Origin of the sequence: Acidovorax sp. HDW3, from assembly GCF_011303755.1 — a bacterium.
In the GTDB taxonomy this organism is placed as follows: Bacteria; Pseudomonadota; Gammaproteobacteria; order Burkholderiales; family Burkholderiaceae_C; genus Paenacidovorax.
The window spans coordinates 597,472-622,443 of sequence record NZ_CP049885.1 but is presented as its reverse complement, the minus strand read 5'-3'; the positions used below and the strand labels follow the sequence as shown (position 1 = coordinate 622,443).

Sequence of the window (24,972 nt, the reverse complement as noted above, 5' to 3'; positions counted from 1 at the left end):
TTGTAACCCCCCGAAGAAAAGAGACTGCCATGGGACGCACCCTGTACGACAAAATCTTCGACGAGCACGTCGTCCACACCGAAGAAGACGGCACCGCCGTGCTCTACATCGACCGCCACCTGGTGCACGAAGTCACCAGCCCGCAGGCTTTTGAGGGCCTGCGCGAAGCCGGGCGCAAGGTCTGGCGCACCAGCTCCATCGTCGCCACGGCCGACCACAACACGCCCACCACCGGCTGGGAGCTGGGCTACGACGGCATCACCGACCCCATCAGCAAAGAGCAGATCACCACGCTGGACAAGAACATTGCCGCCGTCGGCGCCGCCGCGTTCTTTCCCTTCATGCACCAGCGCCAGGGCATCGTGCACGTGATCGGGCCGGAAAACGGCGCCACGCTGCCGGGCATGACGGTGGTCTGCGGCGACAGCCACACCAGCACGCACGGCGCCTTCGGGGCCCTCGCCCACGGCATCGGCACGAGCGAGGTCGAGCACGTGCTGGCCACGCAGACGCTGCTGGCCAAAAAGGCCAAGAACATGCTGGTGCGCGTCAACGGCCCGGTGGCCGCAGGCATCACCGCCAAAGACATCGTGCTGGCCATCATCGGCCAGATCGGCACGGCCGGCGGCACGGGCTACACCATTGAATTTGCCGGCCAGGCGATCAGCGACCTCTCCATGGAAGGGCGCATGACGGTGTGCAACATGGCCATCGAAGCCGGTGCGCGCGCCGGTCTGGTGGCGGTCGATGACAAAACCATTGCCTACGTGCAAGGCCGCCCCATGGCCCCCACCGGCGCCGAATGGGCGCAGGCCGAGGCTTACTGGCAGACCTTGCACTCCGACGCCGATGCGCACTGGGACACCGTGGTCGAGCTCAACGGCGCCGACATCGTGCCGCAAATCACCTGGGGCACCAGCCCGGAGATGGTGCTCGGCGTCGATGCCCAGGTGCCCAACCCGGCGCAAGAGGGCGACGCCAACAAGCGCGCCGCCATGGAGCGCGCCCTGGCCTACATGGGGCTGAACGCCAATCAACCGCTGCAAAGCATTGCCGTGGACAAGGTCTTCATCGGCAGCTGCACCAACAGCCGCATCGAGGACATGCGCGCCGCCGCCGCCGTGGTGCAAAAAAGCGGGCGCAAAATTGCACCGAACGTGAAACTGGCGCTGGTCGTGCCAGGCTCGGGCCTGGTCAAGGCGCAGGCCGAGGCCGAGGGGCTGGACCGGGTCTTCAAGGCCGCAGGTTTTGAGTGGCGCGAGCCCGGCTGCTCCATGTGCCTGGCCATGAATGCCGACCGCCTCGAACCCGGCGAGCGCTGCGCCTCCACCAGCAACCGCAACTTTGAAGGCCGCCAGGGCGCGGGCGGGCGCACGCACCTGGTGAGCCCGGCCATGGCGGCGGCGGCTGCCATCCACGGTCATTTTGTCGATATCCGCACCATCGCTTGAAAGGAACTGCCATGAACAAGACCCTCGCTGCCCTGCTCGCCCTGGCCTTCATGCTGGCCGGCTGCAACACCGTCAAAGGCGTAGGCCAGGACGTACAGAAAGCCGGCGACGCCATCGAGCGCGCGGCCAAGTAAACCGCACCCCACAGGCTTGCACGATGCAAAAATTTACCCGCCACCAGGGCCTGGTCGCCCCCATGGACCGCGAAAACGTCGATACCGACGCCATCATCCCCAAGCAGTTTCTGAAGTCGATCCAAAAGACCGGCTTTGGCCCCAACCTGTTTGACGAATGGCGCTACCTGGACCAACCCGGCCAGCCCGGCGTGCCCGCAGCAGCACGCCAGCCCAACCCCGACTTCGTGCTCAACCAGCCGCGCTACCAGGGCGCGAGCATCTTGCTGGCGCGCAAGAACTTCGGCTGCGGATCGAGCCGCGAGCACGCACCCTGGGCGCTGGAGCAGTACGGCTTTCGCACGGTGATCGCACCGAGCTTTGCCGACATCTTCTTCAACAACTGCTTCAAGAACGGCATGTTGCCCATCGTCCTGCCCGAGGCCACGGTGGCGCAGCTGTTCGACGCCGTCGCTGCCGAGCCGGGCTACCAGCTGACCATCGACCTCGAACGCCAGGTGGTCATCCGCCCGCAGGGCGAGGAGATCGCCTTCGACGTGCTGCCGTTTCGCAAATACTGCCTGCTCAACGGCTTCGACGACATCGGCCTGACGCTGCGCCACCAGGAAAAAATCGCCGCCTTCGAGGCCCAGCGCCTGGCCGCCAAGCCCTGGCTGGCGCATACCATGGCCGCCTGAAATTCAAGTAAAAACAAGCTGTAGCGCTTACCAGACAAGCGCCAGCAGCTATCAAATTAATAGCAAACCATGAAAATCGCAGTTCTGCCGGGTGACGGCATTGGCACCGAAATCGTCACCGAAGCCGTCAAGGTTCTCAAAGCCCTGGACTTGAAGTTCGAGCTGGAAACCGCCCCCGTCGGCGGCGCCGCCTACGAGGCCGCAGGCCACCCGCTGCCCGAAGCCACGCTCAACCTGGCCAAGGCGGCCGACGCCATCCTGTTCGGCGCCGTGGGCGACTGGAAGTACGACACGCTCGACCGCCCGCTGCGCCCCGAGCAGGCCATCCTGGGCCTGCGCAAGGCGCTGGGCCTGTTTGCCAACTTCCGCCCCGCCATCTGCTACGAGCAGCTCGTGGGCGCCAGCAGCTTGAAGCCCGAGCTGATCGCCGGGCTGGACATTCTCATCATCCGCGAGCTCACGGGCGACATCTACTTCGGCCAGCCGCGCGGGCGCCGGGTGGCCACCGACGGCCATTTCCCTGGCGCTGAAGAAGCGTTTGACACCATGCGCTACTCCAAGCCCGAGATCGAGCGCATCGCCCGCGTGGCTTTTGAAGCCGCCCGCAAACGCAACAAAAAAGTCACCAGTGTGGACAAGGCCAACGTGCTGGAAACCTTCCAGTTCTGGAAAGACGTGGTCACCGAGGTGCACAAAGACTACCCCGACGTGGAACTGCAGCACATGTACGTGGACAACGCCGCCATGCAGCTGGTGAAGGCGCCCAAGGCGTTTGACGTGATCGTCACCGGCAACATGTTCGGCGACATCCTCTCGGACGAAGCCTCCATGCTCACCGGCTCCATCGGCATGTTGCCCAGCGCCAGCCTCAACGACAAAAAACAGGGCCTGTACGAACCCAGCCACGGCAGCGCGCCCGACATCGCCGGCAAGGGCGTGGCGAATCCGCTGGCCACCATCCTCAGCGCGGCCATGATGCTGCGCTTCAGCCTGGGCCAGAGCGAGGCCGCCGACCGCATCGAAGCGGCCGTGCAAAAGGTGCTGGCCCAGGGCCTGCGCACGCCCGACATCTACAGCGCAGGCACGACCAAGGTCGGCACGGTGCAGATGGGCGATGCGGTGGTCAACGCCTTACGTTAAAGCAGCGTTTACTTTCACGGATGCAGTGCCGCGCGCTGCATCCCCTACAATGTTTTTTTATGTTTGCCACGCCAGCCTTCCCGTTGAAAACACCGCCCGCCCCTGCGGCCTGCGGCGCGTGCGCAAACACCTCCAAAACCACGACGACCATTAAGGGCTGATCCAGCTCCGGCATCGTCGTGCGCCCTCCCTGGCCAGACGAGCCGGGGCAGGAAAACAGCCACCACCGGTCTGGCACACACTGTTTTTCCACTTGAAAGGGCGATAGAAATGAGCAAGCAATTGGTAGGTTTGGTCGGCTGGCGCGGCATGGTCGGCTCGGTGTTGATGGATCGTATGCAGGCCGAAGGCGACTTCGACCTCATCGAGCCGGTGTTCTTCTCCACCTCCAACGCCGGCGGCAAGGCGCCCGCCATGGCCAAGACGCACACCCAGTTGAAGGACGCGAACGACGTCGCCGCGCTGGCCCAATGCGACATCATCATCACCTGCCAGGGCGGCGACTACACCAAGGAAGTCTTCCCCCAAATCCGCGCCGCCGGCTGGCAGGGCCACTGGATCGACGCCGCCAGCGCGCTGCGCATGGAAGATGACGCCGTCATCGTGCTCGACCCGGTGAACGACGGCCTCATCAAGAACAAACTCGCCGCCGGCGGCAAGAACTGGATCGGCGGCAACTGCACCAACTCCATCTTGCTCATGGGCCTGGCCGGTCTGTTCAAGGCCGACCTGGTGGAGTGGGTCAGCTCCATGACCTACCAGGCAGCCTCGGGCGGCGGCGCCAACCACATGCGCGAGCTCTTGAAGGGCATGGGCGTGGTCTACGCCAGCGTGGCCGACGAGCTGGCCACCCCGGCCTCGGCCATCCTGGAGATCGACCGCAAGGTGGCAGCCACCATCCGCCAGGACGTGCCCACCGAATTCTTCGGCGCGCCCCTGGCCGGCGGCCTGATTCCATGGATCGATTCGCAGCTCGATAACGGCCAGTCCAAGGAAGAATGGAAGGGCCAGGCCGAGGTCAACAAAATCCTCGGCACTGCGGCCACCATCCCCGTGGACGGTCTGTGCGTACGCATCGGCGCCATGCGCTGCCACTCGCTGGCGCTGACGCTCAAGCTCAAGAAGGATCTGCCGCTGGCCGAGATCGAGGCCCTCATCCAGGGCGGCAACCCCTGGGTCAAGTTCGTTGCCAACGACAAGGCCGTCACGGTCAAGGAACTCACCCCCGCCGCCATCACCGGCGGCCTGGAAGTGGGCGTGGGCCGCGTGCGCAAGCTCAATATGGGCCCTGAGTACGTGTCGGCCTTCGTCATTGGCGACCAGTTGCTGTGGGGCGCGGCCGAGCCGCTGCGCCGCATGTTGCGCATCCTGCTGGCAGCATAAACGCCACGGTCAAACGCCAAAAAGCACTGCAGCCGCCGCATTTTTCCACCCTTGCGTTGCACCTGGCCGCTGCTAAGGTGAATGCAAGCAGTAGAAATGCTCCGCTGCAGTGCTTTTTTGTCGCTACAAATTTGCGTAGTGGATACGGCTAGTTACCGTACGTTGTCCCCAGCCAACGTAAAAATCCACCGTGCCGCCCCCGGGAAAGCCTGGGCCGGCCTTGCGCTTGTCAGTGCAAAACATTGCTGCTAAGGTGCTTTTTTACATTTGTAGGACTTATGCAAAAAGGGGGGCTGCGAAGATAGAGCCACAGGTTCCACGTCGTCGCGCCCGTCCGATTTTCGTAAGTCATTTTTTATTTCTGCGCTGCGGTAGAGGCACCCGACCATGACAACAACGCCGGCCAATCGCGCCACCCAACCCCTGCAACAAATGGCAAAAATGCACCGCTGGAAATTCTCTGCCCTCGCCGCTGCCCTCGCCCTTGGCGGTCTGTACGCGGGCGACGCCGCTGCCCTGGCCCTGGGCCGCATCACCGTGCAATCGGCCCTGGGCGAGCCCCTGCGCGCTGAAATCGAACTGCCCCAAATCACCCCGGCCGAAGCCGAATCCCTGCGCACGCAAATCGCATCGCCCGAGGTGTTCCGTGCCCAGGGCATGGAATACTCCACCGCCATCAACGGCGTCCAGGCCCAGCTGCAGCGGCGCACCGACGGCACCATGGTGCTGCACCTGACCAGCAGCCGCCCCATGAACGAGCCCTTCGTCGATCTGGTGCTCAACGCCACCTGGAGCTCCGGCCAGATCGTGCGCAGCTACACCATGCTGTTTGACCCGCCAACGCTGCGCAAGGCCCCCGCCGCCGTCAGCACCCCGGCCCAGGCAAGCAGCGCCACCCCCGGCGCTGCCACCAAGAGCAAGGCCAGCACCAAGGCCAAAGCCAGCCCGGCCCCAGCACCCGTTGCCGCACCCGTTGCCACCAGCTCCCACGCCGACGGCGAAACCGTGACCTCGCGCCCTGGCGACACCGCTGGTCGCCTGGCTGAAGCCCACCGTCCCTCGGGCGTCTCGCTCGACCAGATGCTCGTCGCCATGGTGCGCAGCAACCCCGACGCCTTCGTCGGCGGCAACGTCAACCGCCTCAAATCCGGCGCCGTGCTGCACATGCCCGACGCCGCCAATGCGCAGTCCGTCTCCCAAAGCGAAGCACGCCAGATCGTGGCCACGCAAAGCCGCGACTTTGGCGAGTTCCGCCGCAAGCTTGCCACCTCGGCCCCCAGCGCCGACGTTGGCAGCGCCAGCCGCAGCGCCAGCGGCAAAGTGCAAACCGAGGTGCAAGACAAGCGCCCAAGCCAAGCCGCTCCCGACAAGCTCACGCTCTCCAAGGGCGCCATGAAAGGCCAAAAATCGGCCGACGACAAACTTGCCAAAGCCAAGCAGGCCGAAGAAACCGCCACCCGCAAGGCCGAGCTCTCGCGCAACCTCTCCGAGCTGAACCAGATCGGTGCAGCCGGCGCACCAGCCCCCGCTGCAGCCGCAGCCGCAGCCGCCAAACCCGCCGCCGGCGTGAACGTACCCGTGGCTGCCCCCGTAGCCACCCCGCCAGCTGCACCTGCACCCACTCCGGCGCCCACTCCTGCCGCCGCCCCCACCCCAGCACCGACCCCGGCCCCTGCCGCCGCACCGGCGCCAGCTCCCACCCCGGCCCCAGCCGCCGCACCTGAGCCTGCCGCCGCAGCTGCGCCCGCCGAAACACCCGCAGCGCCGACAGAGCCCGCAGCCGCCGAACCCCCTGCAGCTGAAGCAGCCCCGGTCGAACCTACCCCGGCACCCGCACCAACGCCCAAGGCCCCGCCGCCGCCCGCCCCCGAACCGCAGCCTGAGCCCAGCTTCATCGACAGCCTGCTCGAAGACCCAATGGTGCCCATGGCCGGTGGCGGCCTGCTGGCCCTGCTGCTGGGCTTTGGTGGCTACCGTGTCTGGCAGCGCCGCCGCCAGGCCGCTGGCACTGGCGTGGACAGCAGCTTCATGGAAAGCAAGCTGCAGCCCGACTCCTTCTTTGGCCAAAGCGGCGGCCAGCGCGTGGACACCGCCAACAGCGAAATGACCACCGGTGGCTCGTCCCTGGCGTACTCGCCGAGCCAGCTCGATGCCGGCGGCGACGTCGATCCCGTGGCCGAGGCCGATGTTTACCTGGCCTATGGCCGCGACCTGCAGGCCGAAGAAATCCTCAAGGAAGCTGCGCGCCACAACCCCGATCGCTCCTCTATCCAGGTCAAGCTCGCTGAGATTTACGCCAAGCGCCAGGATCGCAAGGCACTCGAAGTCGTGGCGGCAGAAATCTTCCGTCAAACCCAAGGCCAGGGCCAGGACTGGAACCGCGTCACCGACCTCGGTCGCGGCCTCGACCCCGAAAACCCGATGTACCAACCCGGCGGCCACCCCAGGATGACGGCTGAGACTGCGCCCACACCTGCGCCGGACTTCCTGCAGACGACCCCTGTCACGCCCCAGCCCAAGGCCGAACCGGTGGCGACGCCGCCGAGCCTGGACTTGGATCTCGACCTGGGCAACAGCCTGCCAGCCCCCGTCGGTGACGCCGCTCCCGGCAACTTTGCGGCTGCGGCTGCCACCGCTGCGCAGGCCATAGAACCCATGGCCGACATGCCGACGCTGGACATGCCCGACTTCCACCTTCCCGAAGCCGCCCCCGAAGCCCCCGTGGCCGACCTGGGTGCCGCGCTCGACTTCCCAACCTCGGACCTGGGCCTGCTCGATTCTGCCGCCGCATCGCTGGCGCCTACAGCAGCCCCAGCCCCAGCCTCGGATTCGCTCGAATTCGACCTCGGCGATCTCTCGCTCGACCTCGATTCCGACACCCACGCCCTGCCCCTGGAGGAGCACCTGCCGATGGCCACCGGAGCCGACGACAGCGACCCACTCGCCACCAAGCTCGCGCTGGCCGAAGAATTTCACGCCATTGGCGACAGCGACGGCGCCCGCAGCCTGATCGAAGAAGTCATTGCGGAAGCCAGCGGCGCCGTCAAAGAGCGGGCACAAAAACTCCTGACCAAGATAGGCTGATGCCCGCAGCAAGTACCCGCGTTGCCCTGGGCGTGAGCTACAACGGGCAACGCTACCGGGGCTGGCAAAGCCAGCCCGGTGGCAACACCGTACAAGACCACCTCGAAGCGGCCCTGGGCCGCTTCGTGGCTTTGGGCGCGCCCCTGCCCACCCTGTGCGCCGGGCGCACCGACGCCGGCGTGCACGGCCTGATGCAGGTGGTGCACTTTGATGCACCGGTCGAGCGCACGCCGTTTTCCTGGGTGCGCGGCACCAACACCTTTTTGCCGCCCGACATTGCCGTGCAATGGGCGCAGGCCGTGCCGGCCGCCTTCCACGCCCGCGCTTGCGCCACAGCGCGGCGCTACGCCTACGTGCTGCTGCAGTCGCCCGTGCGCCCGAGCGTGGAGGCCGGGCGCGTGGGCTGGGTGTTCCACCCGCTCGACGGCGACGCCATGCGCGCCGGTGCTGCCCACCTGCTGGGCGAGCACGACTTCACCTCGTTTCGCGCCAGCGCCTGCCAGGCCAAGACGCCCATCAAGACCCTGCACCGCATCGCCATCAGCCAGCGCCGCAGCGGGGGCGAGGGCAGCGAGAGCTGCTACTGGCGCTTTGAATTCGAGGGCAATGCCTTCCTGCACCACATGGTGCGCAACATCATGGGCTGCCTGATCGCCATCGGCCAGGGCGCACGGCCCGCCGACTGGATGGCGCAGGTGCTCGCCGCGCGCTCGCGCGACGCGGCTGCGCCCACCTTTGCCCCTGATGGCCTGTACTTCCTCGGCCCGGTGTACGGCCCGGAGTGGAACCTGCCCACGCGCACGGCTGCGTATGATTGGCTGCCATGAGCAGCCCCGCCCCCAGCCCCACCAGTCCCCCCACCCCCCTGCCCGCCTCCCGCACCCGCATCAAGATCTGCGGCCTCACGCGTGAGCAGGACGTGGACTGCGCCGTGGCCGCTGGGGCCGATGCCGTGGGCTTTGTGCTCTACGCCAAGAGCCCGCGCGCCATCACCCCAGAGCGCGCCGCCGCGCTGGCGCAGCGCCTGCCGCCCTTCGTCACGCCCGTACTGCTGTTCGTGAACGAAAATGCTATCAATGTGATAGCTGCTTGCGCTTATGTACCGGGCGCTACAGCCCAATTTCATGGTGATGAATCGCCCGCCGATTGCTGGGCCGCCAGCGGCCTGGGCGCGCGCCCCTGGCTGCGGGCGGCGCGCATTCCCCTGGGCGCGGGGGCGGCAAATTTTGACCTCGTAAAATACGCGCAGGATTTTTCTCAAGCCCAGGCCATCTTGCTCGACGCGCATGTCGAAGGCTATGGCGGCGGCGGCAAGGCATTCGATTGGTCACTCCTTCCACCAAGCGTCAACTCTCACCTCGTTTTGTCTGGTGGACTCACGCCTGCAAACGTGACCGATGGCATCGTGCAAGTGCGCCCGCGCTGCCGCACGCTCACGGTTGACGTCAGCTCCGGCGTCGAAGCCACGGGCGCCGACGGCCAGCCCCTCAAAGGCATCAAGGATGCCGACAAGATCCACCGCTTCGTTGCCGCCGTGCGTGCGGCCGACGCCCAACTTGCACAAAAATACCCATGATCTACCAACAACCTGACGCACGCGGCCACTTCGGCCCCTACGGCGGCAGCTTCGCCAGCGAGACGCTGACCCACGCCCTGACCGAGCTGCGCGAGGCCTACGCCCGCTACCAAAACGACCCAGCGTTCCAGGCCGAATTCCAAGCCGAGCTGGCGCACTTCGTGGGCCGCCCCTCGCCCGTGTACCACGCCGCGCGCACCAGCCGCGAGCTCGGCGGCGCGCAGATTTACTTGAAGCGCGAAGACCTCAACCACACCGGCGCGCACAAGATCAACAACGTCATCGGCCAGGCCATGCTCGCCAAGCGCATGGGCAAGCCGCGCATCATTGCCGAAACCGGGGCCGGCCAGCACGGCGTGGCCACGGCCACCATCTGCGCGCGCTATGGCCTCGAATGCATCGTGTACATGGGCGCCGAGGACGTGAAGCGCCAAAGCCCCAACGTCTACCGCATGAAGCTGCTGGGCGCCACGGTGGTGCCGGTCGAATCGGGCAGCAAAACGCTCAAAGACGCGCTCAACGAAGCCATGCGCGACTGGGTGGCGAATGTGGACAACACCTTCTACATCATCGGCACCGTCGCCGGCCCCCACCCCTACCCCATGATGGTGCGCGACTTCCAGAAGGTGATTGGCGAGGAGTGCCTGGCGCAGATGCCCGAATTCCTGGGCCCAGGCCGCCAGCCCGACGCCGTGGTCGCCTGCGTGGGCGGCGGCAGCAACGCCATGGGCATCTTCTACCCCTATATCGACCATGCGGACACGCGCCTGATTGGCGTGGAAGCGGCCGGCGAGGGGCTCGACAGCGGCAAGCATTCGGCCAGCCTGCAGCGCGGCACCAGCGGCGTGCTGCACGGCAACCGCACCTTCATCCTGCAGGACGAAAACGGCCAGATCACCGAGACACACAGCATCAGCGCCGGGCTGGACTACCCCGGCGTCGGCCCCGAGCACGCCTGGCTGCAGGAAACAGGCCGCGCCCAATACGTCGGCATCACCGACGCCGAGGCGCTGGCGGCCTTTCACCACCTGTGCCGCACCGAGGGCATCATCCCCGCGCTCGAATCGAGCCACGCCTTTGCCTACGCCATGAAGCTCGCGCCGACGATGCGCGCCGACCAGTCCATCCTGGTCAACCTCTCGGGCCGGGGCGACAAGGACATTGGCACCGTGGCCGACCTCTCGGGCGCCGATTTTTACGACCGGCCCTCCATGCGCGGCCTCAAGGTCAAGGGAGCAGACAAGCCATGAGCCGCATCCAGGACACCTTTGCACAACTGCAAGCCAAGGGCCGCAAGGCCCTGATTCCCTACGTCACCGCCGGCTTCCCGTTTGCCGACATCACGCCCGCCCTCATGCACGGCATGGTCGAGGCCGGGGCCGACGTGATCGAACTCGGCGTGCCGTTTTCCGACCCCATGGCCGACGGCCCCGTGATCCAGAAAGCGGGCGAAAAAGCCCTGTCGCTGGGCATTGGCATGGTGCAGGTGCTGGACATGGTGCGCAGCTTTCGCCAGCGCAACCAGAGCACACCCGTGGTGCTGATGGGCTACGCCAACCCGGTCGAGCGTTACGACCAGATCCACGGCACGGGCGCTTTTGTGCGCGATGCCGCCGCTGCCGGGGTCGATGGCATTTTGGTGGTGGACTACCCGCCCGAGGAGTGCGAAGACTTTGCCGCGCAGCTGCAGGCCCACAGCATGGATTTGATCTTTTTGCTCGCCCCCACCAGCACCGAGGAGCGTATGCAGCAGGTGGCGCGCGTGGCCAGCGGCTACGTGTACTACGTCTCGCTCAAGGGCGTGACCGGCTCGGGCGCGCTCAACACCGAGGAAGTCGCCGCCATGCTGCCCGTCATCCGCCGCCACGTCAGCATCCCGGTGGGCGTGGGCTTTGGCATCCGCGACGCGGCCACGGCCCAGGCCATCGGCCAGGTGGCCGACGCCGTGGTCATCGGCAGCCGCATCATCCAACTGATCGAAGACCAGCCGCACGAAAAAGTGGTGGCCGTCACCGTGGACTTTCTGCGCGGCGTGCGCAAGGCCCTCGACGCATAATCAAGAACGCAACCCCCTGAGCGGCTGCGCCGCTTCCCCCTTCTCTCGCGCTTCGCGCGGGAAGGGGGACGCCGCCAGTGCAGCGGGGCGGCCCTTGCACGGCGGCCACTGGCCTGGGCCGTGCCAGTTTCATAGGCTGTGCGTACAGCCTGGCAAATTCATAGAAGGAACACCCATGTCCTGGCTCGAAAAACTCCTGCCCTCCAAGATCCAGCAAACCAACCCCACCGAGCGCCGCCAGATGCCCGAGGGCCTGTGGATCAAGTGCCCCAGCTGCGAGACGGTGCTGTACAAGAACGACCTGGAATTCAACCAGAACGTCTGCCCCGGTTGCAGCCACCACCACCGCATCGGTGCGCGCGCGCGCCTCGACGCCTTCCTCGACAACGAAGGCCGCTATGAAATCGGCCAGGAAGTGCTGCCGGTCGATGCCCTGAAATTCAAGGACAGCCGCAAGTACCCCGAGCGCCTGAAAGAAGCGCTGGAAAATACCGGCGAGACCGATGCGCTCATCGTCATGGGCGGCGCGGTCAAGAGCATCAACGTGGTGGCGGCCTGCTTCGAATTCGACTTCATGGCCGGCTCCATGGGCTCGGTGGTGGGCGAGCGCTTTGTGCGCGGGGTGGAGACCGCGATCGAACAGAAGGTGCCCTTCATCTGCTTTACCGCCACCGGTGGCGCACGGATGCAAGAGGGTCTGTTCTCTCTCATGCAAATGGCCAAGACCAATGCCGCCCTCACACGCCTGGCGCAAAAAGGCCTGCCCTATATCAGCGTACTCACCGACCCGACCATGGGCGGCGTTTCCGCCGGCTTCGCCTTCATCGGCGACATCGTCATCGCCGAACCCAAGGCGCTGATCGGCTTTGCTGGCCCACGTGTGATTGAAACCACTGTGCGCGTCAAGCTGCCCGAGGGCTTTCAGCGCGCCGAATTCCTGCAGGAAAAAGGCGCCGTGGACATGATCGTCGATCGGCGCGAGCTGCGCGACACCATCGCCAAGAGCCTGGCCATGCTCCAGCGCCTGCCGGCAGACGCCGTCGCATAAGCGCGCAGCAGCCCCAACCCCAAACCGCCGCCTGGCGGTTTTTTTACGTCGTCATTCCCCTGCTTGGTGCATGGGCCGAGGGTTTGCACCAAATCAGGCCCAACACGCACCATCCCAGACCTTCCCCAAGGGAAAACACCCTGGCACGGTCATTGCGTACTCCCACTGCATTCACTGCAGAAGGGCACACGATGAAGCGAGCAAAACTGGTTCTGGTAGGCAACGGCATGGCGGGGGTGCGCACGCTCGAAGAGCTGCTCAAGCTCGCGCCCGAGCTCTACGACATCACCATCTTCGGCGCCGAGCCGCACCCCAACTACAACCGCATCCTGCTCTCGCCCGTGCTGGCGGGCGAGCAGACGCTGGAGCAGATCGTGCTCAACGATTGGTCCTGGTACCAGGAGCACGGCATCACCTTGCACACCGGCACCACCGTGACCGAGGTCAACCGCGCGCGGCGCACGGTGCACGCCACGGATGCGAACGGCGAGGCCATCACCGTGCCCTACGACCGGCTGATCCTGGCCACGGGCTCCAACCCCTTCATGCTGCCGATCCCGGGCAAGGACTTGGCGGGCGTATTGGCCTACCGCGACATTGCCGACACGCAGGCCATGATCGACGCCGCCGCCAAGTACCGGCACGCAGTGGTCATCGGCGGCGGCCTGCTGGGGCTGGAGGCCGCCAACGGCCTGATGAAGCGCGGCATGCAAGTGACCGTGGTGCACGCCGGCGAATGGCTGATGGAGCGCCAGCTCGACCCCGTGGCCGGGCAGATGCTGCAAAAAGCGCTGGCCGAGCGCGGCATGAACTTCCTGATGTCGGCGCAGACCCAGGAGCTGCTGGGCGGTGACGATGGCCGGGTGAAAGCCGTGCGCTTCAAGGACGGCAGCGAAGTGAGCGCCGATCTGGTGGTGATGGCCGTGGGCATCCGCCCCAACACCCAGTTGGCCGAATCCATGCGCCTGCACGTGAACCGGGGCATCGTGGTGAACGACACCATGCAGACCACCACCGACGCACGCATCTACGCCGTGGGCGAATGCGCTGCGCACCGGGGCGTGGCCTATGGCCTGGTGGCGCCGCTGTTCGAGCAAGGCAAGGTGCTGGCGAATCACCTGGCCGAATTCGGCATTGGCCGCTATGTGGGCTCGCAGACCTCGACCAAGCTCAAGGTCACGGGCATCGATCTGTTCTCCGCCGGCGACTTCATGGGCGGCGAGGGCACCGAGGAGATTTTGCTCAGCGACCCCGGCAGCGGCCAGTACAAAAAGCTGGTGCTCAAGGACGATAAGCTGGTCGGCGCCTGCCTGTACGGCAACACGGTCGATGGCAGCTGGTACTTCCGGCTGCTGCGCGAGGGCCGCAGCGTGGCCGAGCTGCGCGACAAGCTGATGTTTGGCGAGAGCAACATCGGCGAAGGCGGCCACGCCGGCCAGAACCAGGCGGCGACCTTGCCCGACAGCTTCGAGGTCTGCGGCTGCAACGGCGTGACCAAGGGCACGATCTGCAAGGCGATCAAGGAAAAAGGCCTGTTCACCATCGACGAGGTGCGCAAGCACACCAAGGCCAGCGCCAGCTGCGGCTCGTGCACGGGCCTGGTCGAGCAGATTTTGATGGCCACCGTGGGCGGCGCCTACGCGGCGGCCAGCACTGCCCAGCCGGTGTGCGCCTGCACCGACCACGGCCACCAGGCGGTGCGCGATGCGATTCGCACCCACCACCTCATCAGCAAGGAAGAAGTCTTCGCCTTCATGGAGTGGAAGACGCCCGACGGCTGCCCCAAATGCCGTCCGGCAGTCAACTACTACCTCACCAGCACCTGGCCCAAGGAGGCGCTGGACGACCCGCAAAGCCGCGCCATCAACGAGCGCAGCCACGCCAACATCCAGAAGGACGGCACGTATTCCGTCATCCCGCGCATGTGGGGTGGCGAGACCACGGCGGCCGAGCTGCGCCGCATTGCCGACGTGGTGGACAAGTACCAGATCCCCGGCGTCAAGGTCACGGGCGGCCAGCGCATCGACCTCTTGGGCGTGAAAAAGGAAGACCTGCAGGGCGTGTGGCGCGACATCGGTATGCCCTGCGGCCACGCCTACGGCAAGAGCCTGCGCACCGTGAAGACCTGCGTGGGCAGCGAATGGTGCCGCTTTGGCACGCAAGACAGCAGCCAGCTCGGCCGCGACCTGGAGCGTGCGCTGTGGCGCATGTACGCACCGCACAAGGTCAAGCTCGCCGTCAGCGGCTGCCCGCGCAACTGCGCCGAAAGCGGCATCAAGGACGTGGGGATCATCGGCGTCGATTCCGGTTGGGAGATTCACATTGCCGGCAACGGCGGCATCAAGACCGAGGTGGCGCACTTCTTCACCAAGGTGAAAACCGCCGAGGAGGTGATGGAGATCAGTGGCGCCTTCCTGCAGCTCTACCGCGAAGAGGGCTGGTACCTGGAGCGCACCACGCACTACGTCGCCCGCGTGGGGCTGGAACACGTCAAGCACAAGGTGCTGGAAGACGCGGACAACCGCCAGGCGCTGTGGGCGCGGCTGCAGTTCGCCCTGGAGGGCGAGCCCGACCCGTGGTTCGAGGGCGAGAAGGCGCGCGTGGACGAGCGCCAGTTCATCCCGATCGCCGTCGCTATTTGATTTCAAGCAAAAACAGGCTCTAGCGCCCAATGGATAAGCGCTAGCAGCTATGAAAGGTATAGCAATGAACCCGCAATGGAAATACATCTGCCAAGTCGCCGACATCCCGCGCCAGGGCGCGCGCCGCGTCGCACGCCCCCAGGGGCTGGAGGTGGCGCTGTTTCGCACCGCCGCCGACGCCGTCTACGCCCTGCTCGACTACAGCCCCTACAAGGGCGGGCCGCTGAGCCAGGGCATGGTGTTCGGCGCCAACGTTGCCTGCCCGCTGCACAACTGGACGATAGCCCTGGCCGACGGCCAGGCGCTGGCGCCCGATGAGGGCAGCACGCCCACCTTCCGCGTGCAAATAGAAGCCGGCGCCGTCTATCTGGACGCGACCGAACTGGCCAGCCATGCACTGACGCAAACGCGCCCGCTGGCCGGGCCGGCGCTGCGCTGTACGTAACCCCCGACACGCACCACGAGAAGGCGGTCGCGCATGAAGACCTCTACCCCCTCCACCTGTCCCTACTGCGGCGTCGGCTGCGGCGTGTTGATCGAAAGCGAGGCCGGCCGCATCACCGGCGTGCGCGGCGACCCGGAGCACCCGGCCAACCGGGGCCGCCTGTGCTCCAAGGGCTCGACGCTGCACCTGACGGCCAGGCCCGAACTCACGCCCCAGGTGCGCCTGCTGCAGCCGCAGCAGCGCAGCACACGCACAGGCAGCGCCCAGCCCATCGCCTGGAATACAGCGCTCGACGGCCTGGCCCAGCGCCTGGCCAGCACCGTGCGGCAGCATGGGCCGGACGCCGTGGGCCTCTACGTCTCGGGCCAGCTGCTGACCGAGGACTACTACGCCTTCAACAAGTTCGCCAAGGGGCTGCTGGGCACGAACAACATCGACACCAACTCACGCCTGTGCATGAGCAGCGCCGTGGCCGGCTACAAGGCCACGCTGGGCGCCGACGCGCCACCCGCCTGCTACGACGACATCGCCCAGGCCGCCACGCTGTTCATCAGCGGCGCGAACCCGGCCTGGGCGCACCCCATCCTGTTCAGGCGCATCGAGGACGCGAAACGCGCCAACCCGGCGCTCAAAATCATCGTCTGCGACCCGCGCCGCACCGACAGCGCCGAGCTGGCCGACCTGCACCTGGCCTTGAAACCCGGCTCGGACGTGTGGCTCTACCACGGCATGCTGCGCTGCATCCTGGAGCAGGGCTGGCTCGACGAGCGCTTCATCGCCACCCGCACCCAGGGCTGGACGGCCCTGGCTGCCCTCGTCGCCCAAGCCACGCCCGAGGCCGTCGCACAGCACTGCGGCATCGCCCCCGCCGAACTGCTGCAGGCGGCGCGCTGGTTTGCCGGCGTGCACGATGGGCACATCACGCAGGCCACCCGCCAGCCCACGCTCAGCCTGTACTGCCAGGGCCTGAACCAATCCGCGCACGGCACCGACAACAACACCGCCCTCATCAACCTGCACCTGGCCTGTGGCCAGATCGGCAAGGCCGGCGCGGGGCCGTTCTCGCTCACCGGCCAGCCCAACGCCATGGGCGGGCGCGAGGTCGGTGCGCTGGCCAACCAGCTCAGCGCCCACCGCAACCTGGCCGACGCCCAGCACCGCGCCGAAGTCGCCGCACTGTGGGGCGTGCCCAGCGTGCCCGCGCAGCCGGGCAAGGCCGCAGTAGAGATGTTCCAGGCCGCCGCCGACGGGCAGATCAAGCTCTTGTGGATTGCCTGCACCAACCCCGCGCACAGCCTGCCCGACCAGACCCTGGTGCGCCGCGCCCTGCAGCGCGCCGAGTACGTGGTGGTGCAAGACGCCTACGCCACGGGCGCCACGGCGCGCTACGCCGACCTGCTGCTGCCCGCCAGCACCTGGGGCGAAAAAGAGGGCACCGTCACCAACAGCGAGCGCCGCATCAGCCGCGTGCGCGCCGCTATTGCACCGCCGGATCTGGCCTGGGCCGACTGGCGCATCGTCACCGAGGTGGCACGGCGCCTGCAGCCGCTGCTGCCCAGCCGCGCCGCCTTGCCCAGCCTGTTCCCCTACGACGGCCCCGAGGCCATCTGGAACGAGCACCGCGAAAGCACGCGCGGGCGCGACCTGGACATCACGGGCCTGTCCTGGGCGCAGCTCGAAGCCGCGCCGCGCCAATGGCCCTGCCCCGAGGGCCAGAGCCAGGGCCTTGCGCGCCTGTACACCGACCAGCATTTCGCCACCCCCGACGGCCGCGCGCGCTTTGCCCTGCAGCTGCCCGCCAGCGTGGCCGAGCCCACCGACGCGCGCCACCCCTTCGCCCTCATCACCGGCCGCCTGCGCGACCAGTGGCATGGCCTGAGCCGCAGCGGCCTGGTGGAAAACCTCTGGGCCCACGCCAGCGAGCCGCGCGCCGAGCTGCACGCCGCCGACATGGTGCGCCTGGGCCTCAAGGACGGCGACCTGGCCTACCTCACCAGCCGCCGGGGCAGCATCGTCGCCCCGGTGCAGGAGAGCAGCACGCTGGCGCCCGGCCAGGTGTTCCTGCCCATGCACTGGGGCGACGAGGCGCTGGGCGGCGCCAGCAGCACGGGGCGGCGCCTGGCGGGCGTCAACGCGCTGACAGCCGACGCGCGCTGCCCGCAATCGCTGCAGCCCGAGCTCAAGCACACGGCCATCAAGGTGCTGAAGGCCGAGCTGCCCTGGGGCCTGTGGGCCCAGGCCTGGCTGCCGCTGGCCCAGGTGCAGCGCGTGCGCCAGCAGCTTGAAGCGCTGATGGAGCAATTCCCCTTTGCCAGCTGCAGCCTGTTTGGCCGCGCCGAGCAGGGCAGCAGCGTGCAAGGCTGTGGCGTTCAGTTGCGCGCCGCCGCGCACCAGGCCGTGGACGAGGCGCTGGTCGAGCGCATCGCCGCCATCCTGGGCCTGCAGGGCGCGGGCCTGCTGGCCTACCGCGACGCGCGCCGGGGCCAGTGGCGCCGCGCCCGGCTGGAGGCCGCAGGCAAGGCCCAGCAGCTGCAGGCCGTGCTGCTGGCCGGGGATGTGAGTGCCCAGGCCTGGATCGCCCCGCTGCTGCAGGAACGCCTGGATGCCCAGCCCCTGCGCCGCGCCCTGCTGCAACCCGGCGCCCAGCCGCCGCAGCCACTGGCCCCGCGCGGTGCCACCGTCTGCGCCTGCGAGGGCGTGGGCGAGAACTCCATCACCGGCCTGCTCAAGGCCTGCGAAGGCGATGCACCCACCCGCCTGCAGCGCCTGAAGGCCGAGCTGCGCTGCGGCACGCAATGCGGCTCCTGCGTACCGCAGCTGCAGCGCATGGTGCAGGCCAGCATGGCAGCGGCCTGACCCCCCCTCTTCCTTACTTCCACGGAGACACACCATGGCGGGATTTCGCTCCTTTCTCAAAGCCGGCCACGCGCCCACGCTGCTGGCGGCCTTTGTTTACTTCACCTACTGCTGCGGCGTCTGGGTGTCCAACGGCGCCATGGCGCCCTTTATCAAAGAGGCACTGCAGCTGACGCCCGCGCAGGTGGGACTGATGCTCTCAGTGCCCATCTTTGCCGGCGCGCTGATGCGCTTTCCGCTGGGCGTGCTAGCGCAGTACATCGGGCGCAAGAACGCCACCCTGGTGGAGATGGGCGGTATCGCCATCGCGCTCTTGTACGGCTACTTTGTCGTCGAAACCTTCAACGACCTGCTGGCCATGGGTGTGCTGCTGGGCGTAGCCGGGGCCAGCTTTGGCGTGGCGCTGTCGCTGGGCTCGGGCTCGTTCCCGCCGCGCTACAAGGGCCTGGCCATGGGGCTGGTGGGCGCGGGCAACGTCGGCACCTCGGTGGCCGCGCTGCTGGCGCCGGCGCTAGCGCAGCTGTGGGGCTGGAAGGCGGTCTACGGCCTCACCGCCCTGGGTCTGCTGCTGCCCATTGCCGTCATGCTGACGCTGGCGCGCGAACCCGAGGACGTGGCACCGCACGCCTCGCTGCGCGAGCACATCGCCTGCCTGTTCGAGCTGGATGGCTGGGCCTTCAGCGCCATCTACGCTGTCACCTTCGGCGGCTTCATCGGCCTGGTCACGTTTTTGCCAACCTACTACTACGACCAGTTCGGTGTGAGCAAGGTACAGGCCGGGCAGCTGACCATGCTGGCCGCCTTCATGGGCGCGGCGCTGCGCATCGTCGGCGGCTGGTTGTCCGACCACTGGGGCGGCATCAACACCCTGACCGTAGTGCTCGTCACCGTCGGCCTGAGCCTGGGCGCCTGCAGTCTCACCCAAACCTCGCTGTTGGGAACCACGGCGCTGCTGCTGCTGTGCTTTGCCGCCCTGGGCGCGGGCAACGGCGCGCTGTTCCAGCTGGTGCCGCTGCGCTGGCCGCAGAGCACGGCCGTGGCCGGCTCCATGATCGGCGAGATCGGCGCACTGGGCGGCGGCCTGGTGCCGGCCACCATGGGCCTGTCACGCCAGTACCTGGGCAGCTACCTGTGGGGCTTCATCGCCCTGGCCGTGCTGGCCGTGACCATGCTGGCTGTGCTGCACCTGCTGCAGCCGCGCTGGACACGCAGCTGGAGCCGTGCTGGCGGGCGCGCACCACTGCCCCAGGCAGCCCCGGTCGCCTAACGAACACAGCTGCATAGCGCACAACACCGCCCGATAACTGCGCGACCGCACATATCATTGAAAGCTTTGACATTCCAGCCCCATGCAACGTCGAGACTTCCATCGCTTCGCTCTGCTGTCGTGCGGCGCGCTCGCCCCAGGCTGGGCCGCCGCCGCAACCACCACAGAACCCCCACCCTGGCAAGCCATAGAAGCCAGCAGCCAGGGGCGCCTGGGCGTGGCGGTGCTGAACACACACAGCGGACGGCTTACCGGCCATCGTCTCGATGAGCGTTTTCCCATGTGCAGCACGTTCAAGTGGCTCGCTGCCGCGCATGTGCTGCAGCGGGTAGACCAGGGCCTGGAACAGCTCGAACGTCAAATTCCCTTCGGGCCTGAAGCACTGCTGCACTGGTCGCCCGTGACCGAGCGCCATGCCGACGGCAACGGCATGACCCTGGCCGCGCTGTGCCACGCCGCCATCACCGAAAGCGACAACGCCGCAGCCAACCTGATTCTGCACACCCTTGGCGGCCCCAAAGGGCTGACACAGTTTGCGCGCCAGCTCGACGACCCAGTCACGCGCCTGGACCGCTGGGAGCCCGAGCTCAACGAGGCCACGCCTGGCGATGCGCGCGACACCAGCAGCCCCCGGGCCATGGCGGGGCTACTGCAGCGCTGCGTCCTGGGCGATGCCCTGTCCGCCCGCAGCCGCGCCCAACTCACCCAATGGCTACGAGGCACACGCACCAACACCGCGCGGCTGGCGGCCCAGATGCCCGCCGATTGGCGCGTGGGCAGCAAAACCGGCACCGGCGGCCATGGAACCACCAACGACGTCGGTATCTACTGGCCCGCAGGACATGCGCCCCTGGTGGTGGCGGCGTTCCTGACAGAGTCTGCGGCCAGCCTGCAAACCCGCGAGGCTGCGCTTGCGCAGGTGGCCCACGCCGCCCGCAATAGTCCCCTGTAAACATCCAAAATCCTTGGGTATAGTGCCGTCGATCCAGCCCCCCGCTACTGCCCTGCCTTGAACGTCCTCTCGCTCGATCAGCTCTCCATCCGCTACAAACTCGTGGTGCTGCTCGGCCTGAGCCTGGGGCTGGGGCTGTTGGTATCTTCCCTGGTGGCGCTGTACTCCACCTTTGCTGCCGAGCGCCAGTCGTCGCTGCGCGCCCTGCACCAGATCGCCGCCATCACCAGCGAGAACATGCGCGCCGCACTGGCGTTCCATGACGCACAAAGCGCCGACAAAATGCTGGCGGCGCTGCACACCAACCCGCACATCCACTACGCCTTCGTCGAGAACGAACACGGCCAGTTGCTCAGCCAGTACCTCGCACCCGCCATGCCCGCGTCTGCGGCCAAAGCCTGGCAAGCGCGCATCAAGCCCCTGATGGCCCCCCAGGCTGGAGTGCACGAAGGCATGGAGCGCACCCACCACTACGTGCTCTACCCCATCACCTTGGATGACACGCACCTGGGCACCCTCGCACTGCTGGCCGACAACGACGCCATGTACGCCAAGATGCGCAGCTTTATGTGGCTGCAAGGCGGCGCATCGCTGCTGATTTTTGCCAGCCTGCTGCTGTTGTCCTGGCGTTTGCAACTGATTTTCACGCGCCCCATGCTGCAGCTGCTGGCCAGTATGCGCCGCATTGGCCACAGCAAGGACTACACCGCCACGCTGGGCACGCTGCGCACGGACGAGTTTGGCGAGCTCTACCGGGGCTTCAATGCCATGCTGCACGAGATCCGACAGCGCGACGAGCTGCTCAGCCGTCTGGCCACCACCGATGCCCTCACCGGCCTGGCCAACCGAGGCCATGCCCTGGAAACCCTGCAAGCCATGGCCACCCGCGCCCAGCGCAAGCACGAATCCATGGGCGTGATCCTGCTCGACGTGGACCATTTCAAACAAGTCAACGACCAGCACGGCCACCCGGCGGGCGACCAGGTACTGCAGGAAATTGCGCGCATCTTGCAAGCGGGCATCCGCACCTACGATCTGGCCGCGCGCTACGGCGGCGAAGAATTTTTGCTGCTGTGCGACGGCGCCGACCTGGCCACCACCACCGAGATCGCCGAACGCATCCGTGCCAGCGTGGCCAGCCACCGCTTCGTCCTGGCGCAGGGCCCACAGCTGCAAGTGACCGTCAGCCTGGGCCTGCACGTAGGCAGCGCCCGTGCCGACGCTGCCATGGCGCTGATCGAAGCCGCCGACCAGGCCCTGTACCGCGCCAAGCAGGCCGGCCGCAACCGCGTTGAAAGCGCCTGACGTGCCCCCCTTCACACGCCTCAAACCCCTGCTGGCCACGCTCTTGTGCCTGCTCGCGGGCATGGCGCCAGCGTGGCCGGGGCAGGATGAGCTGCAGCTCAAGGCCGTCTTTCTGGGGCGCTTTGCCAGCTATGTGCAGTGGCCGCAGCCCGAGCGCGCAGCGTTTGACATCACCGTCCTGGGCAGCCACCCCCTGAGCGAGCAGCTGGCCCAGTTGTATGCCACGCAGCGCATCCAGGGCCGGCCCGTGCGCATCCGCAGCGTGGCCCAGGTACAAGAGGTGGGCCAGCCGGACATGCTTTTTATCGCCATGCCCACGGTTGCCACCCGCCAGGCCGCCATTGCCTATGCACAAGAGCACGGCATCTTGAGCGTGAGCGACGCCAAAGGCTTTGCCGAGCAAGGCGGAATCATCCAGATCAACTTCGTTGCGCAGCAGGTGCAGATCAAGATCAATTACGACGCTGCCGTCAAAACCGGCCTGCACATTGCAGCGCCCCTGTTGTCCATTGCCACGGTGCTGCGGGGAGGCCAGCCATGAAGCGACTCCTGAGCCTCCTGTCCCTTGGCGCGCTCTGCCACGCTGCCTGGGCCGATGCACCCACACACGACCTGTACGCGCTACCGCTCGACGAGCTGGTGCGCGTGCAAACCCCGCCGCAGGCCGACGTCGGCTCGCGCGACGGCGCGCACAACGCGCCCGACGCCCTTGTGCCCATCGACGTGTACACCGCCGAGCAACTGCAATCGGTGGGCCCCCTGCAGCTCACCCAGGCCCTGGCCGCGCTGGTGCCGGGCATGAACCACCCGCGCCCCTCGATTGCCGACGGCACCGACCACGCGCCGCCCTTCACCCTGCGTGCGCTCAACCCCGACCAGGTGCTGGTGCTGGTCAACGGCAAACGCCAGCACCAAGGCGCGCTCTTGCACATGAACGGCACCATAGGCCGGGGCAGTACGGGGGTGGATCTGGACGCCATTCCCCTGCTGGCGGTCGAGCGCGTGGAGGTGCTGCGCGACGGCGCGGCAGCGCAGTACGGCTCGGACGCCATCGCCGGCATTCTCAACATCGTGCTCAAAGGCTACGGCCACACCAGCCAAGCGCAACTGCACCTGGGGCAAACCACGGCGGGCGATGGCCTGCAGCGCCAGGCCAGCGTCTTTTACACCCGCCCGTTGGCAGGCGATGGCTTTATCAACCTCACGGCCGAGCTGCGCGATCGGGGCGCCACCAACCGCGCCGAGCCCGATCCGCAAGACGGCGGGCGCACCAACCTGCACTTTGGCGACGCCGACACGCAAGACGCACTGCTGGCCTGGAACGCTGAAGTCCCCCGGGGCGACACCACGCTCTACACCCACGGCCAGGTCAGCCGCCGCCACAGCAGCGCCGGCGCTTTCTTTCGCCCGGCAGGCGACGAGCGCAACCTGCCCGCCCTCTATCCCCAGGGCTTTTTGCCACGTATCGAACCGCGCATCTCTGATCTTTCGGCCACCCTGGGCGCCAAGGGCCGCTGGGCCGACGGCACACAATGGAACCTGGCCTACACCGGCGGCGGCAACGACTTTCACTTCTATGTTGCCAATTCGCTCAACCGCTCGCTCGGCCTGAGCACCCCCACCACATTCGACAGCGGCGCCACCGCCGTGGCCCAGCACAGCCTCAACGCCGATTTCAGCCGCGCCTTCGGGCCGCACCTGCTCGCCGGCGGCTACGAATACCGGCGCGAGCGCTACCGCATCCGCGCCGGTGAGCCGGCCTCCTACCTGCTCGGGCCCGATTCACCCTGGTACGCCGGGGCGCAGGGCTTTGGCGGCTTTGCACCCGACAATGCCGTCAGCGCCCAGCGCAGCAGCCACGCCCTGTACCTGGATCTGAAATACGCGCTGGCGCCCACCCTCACGCTCAACGCGGCCACCCGCGCCGAGCACTACAGCGACTTTGGCCCAACCGTCAACGGCAAGCTGGCCCTGCGCCTGCAGCCCACGCCCACTTGGCTGCTGCGCACCAGCATCAGCAGCGGCTTTCGTGCGCCATCGCTGGCGCAAACCAACTACACCTCGACCTCCATGGTGCGCGATGGCGCCGAGATCCTGCAGTTTGGCCACTACGGAGTCGATCACCCTGTGGCCCGCGCCCTGGGCGCTGCCGACCTCAAGTCCGAAACCTCGCAGCATTTCACCCTGGGCACGGTCTGGCGGCCCACGCACAACCTCACGGCCAGCGCCGACACCTTCATCACCGACATCCGCGACCGCATCATGCCCACGGGCTACATCGCCGGCTGGAACCTGGCCCAACTCAGCCCACAGGCCCAGGCCATCTTGCAGCAGCAGCATGTGGACGGCGCCACCTACTTCACCAACGCTGTGGGCACGCGCACGCGCGGCGTAGACCTGCGCCTGGACTACCAGCACGACCTGCCCCAGGGCCGGCGCTGGCACCTGAGCGCCGGCTGGCAGCACGCGCGCACGCGCATCACCCAGGTCAACCGCGCGCCCGCCGTGCTGGGGGTGGACATGACGGACCTGATCCTCGACCCGTACACCCGGGTAACGATGGAATCGGGCCAACCGAGCAGCGCCTTCAAACTCTGGACTGCGTACAGCACCCCCCGCCACACACTCGCGGCGAACGTGAGCCGCTACGGCAGTTACGCCAGCACCTATGGCTACACGCCTGTGACCTTCGCCGCCCGCTGGACGCTGGATTTGCAATGGCGCTACCAGATCAACACGCACACCACCCTGACCCTGGGCGGCACCAACGTACTCAACACCAAGCCCGAGGCATGGGGCGAGACCGACGACGCCATCACAGGTGCAGGCAAGCCCATCCGCTACTCACAGTACGCACCGTTTGGCTACAACGGCGCAGCGTACTACCTGCGGTTGGGGATACAGTTTTAGTTCAAATTGCCGTTTAAATTGCCGTTTAAATTGCCGTTTAAATTGC

At 67.0% G+C, this 24,972-nt stretch carries 19 protein-coding genes; all 19 read left to right on the top strand.

What is annotated here, in order from left to right; genetic code table 11:
- Positions 1-29: 29 nt before the first annotated feature.
- The gene (leuC, locus tag G7045_RS02755; protein WP_166156982.1) at positions 30-1,451 is read left to right on the top strand and encodes a 3-isopropylmalate dehydratase large subunit; all 1,422 of its coding nucleotides are present in this window, start codon (positions 30-32) and stop codon (positions 1,449-1,451) included.
- An 11-nt stretch (positions 1,452-1,462) separates the two neighbouring features.
- A complete protein-coding gene (locus G7045_RS02750; RefSeq protein WP_166156979.1) occupies positions 1,463-1,585 on the top strand; it encodes an entericidin A/B family lipoprotein in 123 nt (40 codons plus the stop codon).
- Positions 1,586-1,608: 23 nt separating this feature from the next.
- The gene (gene leuD / locus G7045_RS02745; protein ID WP_166156976.1) at positions 1,609-2,262 is read left to right on the top strand and encodes a 3-isopropylmalate dehydratase small subunit; all 654 of its coding nucleotides are present in this window, start codon (positions 1,609-1,611) and stop codon (positions 2,260-2,262) included.
- 69 nt (positions 2,263-2,331) lie between these two features.
- Complete coding sequence (leuB, locus tag G7045_RS02740) at positions 2,332-3,402, top strand: 3-isopropylmalate dehydrogenase (protein ID WP_166156973.1); 1,071 nt, start codon at positions 2,332-2,334, stop codon at positions 3,400-3,402.
- Between the two features lie 270 nt (positions 3,403-3,672).
- Positions 3,673-4,785, top strand: a complete 1,113-nt coding sequence (asd, locus tag G7045_RS02735) for an aspartate-semialdehyde dehydrogenase (RefSeq protein WP_166156970.1) — start codon at positions 3,673-3,675, stop codon at positions 4,783-4,785.
- A gap of 441 nt (positions 4,786-5,226) precedes the next feature.
- Positions 5,227-7,869 carry a FimV/HubP family polar landmark protein gene (locus G7045_RS02730; RefSeq protein WP_166160324.1) on the top strand — a complete coding sequence of 881 codons (2,643 nt, stop codon included), beginning with the start codon at positions 5,227-5,229 and terminating at the stop codon, positions 7,867-7,869.
- The gene (truA, locus tag G7045_RS02725; protein WP_166156967.1) at positions 7,869-8,696 is read left to right on the top strand and encodes a tRNA pseudouridine(38-40) synthase TruA; all 828 of its coding nucleotides are present in this window, start codon (positions 7,869-7,871) and stop codon (positions 8,694-8,696) included. The genes G7045_RS02730 and truA overlap by 1 nt, the downstream gene beginning before the upstream one ends.
- The gene (locus G7045_RS02720; protein WP_166156964.1) at positions 8,693-9,445 is read left to right on the top strand and encodes a phosphoribosylanthranilate isomerase; all 753 of its coding nucleotides are present in this window, start codon (positions 8,693-8,695) and stop codon (positions 9,443-9,445) included. The genes truA and G7045_RS02720 overlap by 4 nt, the downstream gene beginning before the upstream one ends.
- The gene (gene trpB, locus G7045_RS02715; protein WP_166156961.1) at positions 9,442-10,695 is read left to right on the top strand and encodes a tryptophan synthase subunit beta; all 1,254 of its coding nucleotides are present in this window, start codon (positions 9,442-9,444) and stop codon (positions 10,693-10,695) included. Before G7045_RS02720 ends, trpB begins: the two co-directional genes overlap by 4 nt.
- A complete protein-coding gene (trpA, locus tag G7045_RS02710) occupies positions 10,692-11,501 on the top strand; it encodes a tryptophan synthase subunit alpha (RefSeq protein WP_166156958.1) in 810 nt (269 codons plus the stop codon). Before trpB ends, trpA begins: the two co-directional genes overlap by 4 nt.
- Before the next feature lie 175 nt (positions 11,502-11,676).
- Positions 11,677-12,549 carry an acetyl-CoA carboxylase, carboxyltransferase subunit beta gene (accD, locus tag G7045_RS02705; protein ID WP_166156955.1) on the top strand — a complete coding sequence of 291 codons (873 nt, stop codon included), beginning with the start codon at positions 11,677-11,679 and terminating at the stop codon, positions 12,547-12,549.
- A gap of 191 nt (positions 12,550-12,740) precedes the next feature.
- Entirely contained in the window at positions 12,741-15,191 is a 2,451-nt protein-coding gene (nirB, locus tag G7045_RS02700) for a nitrite reductase large subunit NirB (protein ID WP_166156952.1), read from the top strand.
- A 64-nt stretch (positions 15,192-15,255) separates the two neighbouring features.
- On the top strand, positions 15,256-15,636 hold the full coding sequence (gene nirD / locus G7045_RS02695; protein WP_166156949.1) for a nitrite reductase small subunit NirD: 381 nt from the start codon (positions 15,256-15,258) through the stop codon (positions 15,634-15,636).
- A 33-nt stretch (positions 15,637-15,669) separates the two neighbouring features.
- Positions 15,670-18,492, top strand: a complete 2,823-nt coding sequence (locus G7045_RS02690; protein ID WP_166156946.1) for a nitrate reductase — start codon at positions 15,670-15,672, stop codon at positions 18,490-18,492.
- A gap of 34 nt (positions 18,493-18,526) precedes the next feature.
- Positions 18,527-19,759 (top strand): nitrate/nitrite transporter, encoded by a 1,233-nt coding sequence (locus G7045_RS02685; protein ID WP_166156943.1) that lies wholly within the window; start codon positions 18,527-18,529, stop codon positions 19,757-19,759.
- Positions 19,760-19,841: 82 nt separating this feature from the next.
- Positions 19,842-20,711, top strand: a complete 870-nt coding sequence (gene bla, locus G7045_RS02680; RefSeq protein WP_166156940.1) for a class A beta-lactamase — start codon at positions 19,842-19,844, stop codon at positions 20,709-20,711.
- Between the two features lie 57 nt (positions 20,712-20,768).
- Positions 20,769-22,016 (top strand): sensor domain-containing diguanylate cyclase, encoded by a 1,248-nt coding sequence (locus tag G7045_RS02675; RefSeq protein WP_166156937.1) that lies wholly within the window; start codon positions 20,769-20,771, stop codon positions 22,014-22,016.
- 1 nt (position 22,017) lies between these two features.
- Positions 22,018-22,557, top strand: coding sequence for a YfiR family protein (locus G7045_RS02670; protein WP_166156934.1), 540 nt, complete (start codon positions 22,018-22,020; stop codon positions 22,555-22,557).
- The gene (locus G7045_RS02665) at positions 22,554-24,926 is read left to right on the top strand and encodes a TonB-dependent siderophore receptor (protein WP_166156931.1); all 2,373 of its coding nucleotides are present in this window, start codon (positions 22,554-22,556) and stop codon (positions 24,924-24,926) included. Before G7045_RS02670 ends, G7045_RS02665 begins: the two co-directional genes overlap by 4 nt.
- Positions 24,927-24,972 lie beyond the last annotated feature (46 nt).

What these genes read in the sequence shown, in the direction of transcription:
- leuC (WP_166156982.1), top strand. Translation starts at nt 30, where the DNA reads ATGGGACGCACCCTGTACGACAAAATCTTCGACGAGCACGTCGTCCAC.
- G7045_RS02750 (WP_166156979.1), top strand. Translation starts at nt 1,463, where the DNA reads ATGAACAAGACCCTCGCTGCCCTGCTCGCCCTGGCCTTCATGCTGGCC.
- leuD (WP_166156976.1), top strand. Translation starts at nt 1,609, where the DNA reads ATGCAAAAATTTACCCGCCACCAGGGCCTGGTCGCCCCCATGGACCGC.
- leuB (WP_166156973.1), top strand. Translation starts at nt 2,332, where the DNA reads ATGAAAATCGCAGTTCTGCCGGGTGACGGCATTGGCACCGAAATCGTC.
- asd (WP_166156970.1), top strand. Translation starts at nt 3,673, where the DNA reads ATGAGCAAGCAATTGGTAGGTTTGGTCGGCTGGCGCGGCATGGTCGGC.
- G7045_RS02730 (WP_166160324.1), top strand. Translation starts at nt 5,227, where the DNA reads ATGCACCGCTGGAAATTCTCTGCCCTCGCCGCTGCCCTCGCCCTTGGC.
- truA (WP_166156967.1), top strand. Translation starts at nt 7,869, where the DNA reads ATGCCCGCAGCAAGTACCCGCGTTGCCCTGGGCGTGAGCTACAACGGG.
- G7045_RS02720 (WP_166156964.1), top strand. Translation starts at nt 8,693, where the DNA reads ATGAGCAGCCCCGCCCCCAGCCCCACCAGTCCCCCCACCCCCCTGCCC.
- trpB (WP_166156961.1), top strand. Translation starts at nt 9,442, where the DNA reads ATGATCTACCAACAACCTGACGCACGCGGCCACTTCGGCCCCTACGGC.
- trpA (WP_166156958.1), top strand. Translation starts at nt 10,692, where the DNA reads ATGAGCCGCATCCAGGACACCTTTGCACAACTGCAAGCCAAGGGCCGC.
- accD (WP_166156955.1), top strand. Translation starts at nt 11,677, where the DNA reads ATGTCCTGGCTCGAAAAACTCCTGCCCTCCAAGATCCAGCAAACCAAC.
- nirB (WP_166156952.1), top strand. Translation starts at nt 12,741, where the DNA reads ATGAAGCGAGCAAAACTGGTTCTGGTAGGCAACGGCATGGCGGGGGTG.
- nirD (WP_166156949.1), top strand. Translation starts at nt 15,256, where the DNA reads ATGAACCCGCAATGGAAATACATCTGCCAAGTCGCCGACATCCCGCGC.
- G7045_RS02690 (WP_166156946.1), top strand. Translation starts at nt 15,670, where the DNA reads ATGAAGACCTCTACCCCCTCCACCTGTCCCTACTGCGGCGTCGGCTGC.
- G7045_RS02685 (WP_166156943.1), top strand. Translation starts at nt 18,527, where the DNA reads ATGGCGGGATTTCGCTCCTTTCTCAAAGCCGGCCACGCGCCCACGCTG.
- bla (WP_166156940.1), top strand. Translation starts at nt 19,842, where the DNA reads ATGCAACGTCGAGACTTCCATCGCTTCGCTCTGCTGTCGTGCGGCGCG.
- G7045_RS02665 (WP_166156931.1), top strand. Translation starts at nt 22,554, where the DNA reads ATGAAGCGACTCCTGAGCCTCCTGTCCCTTGGCGCGCTCTGCCACGCT.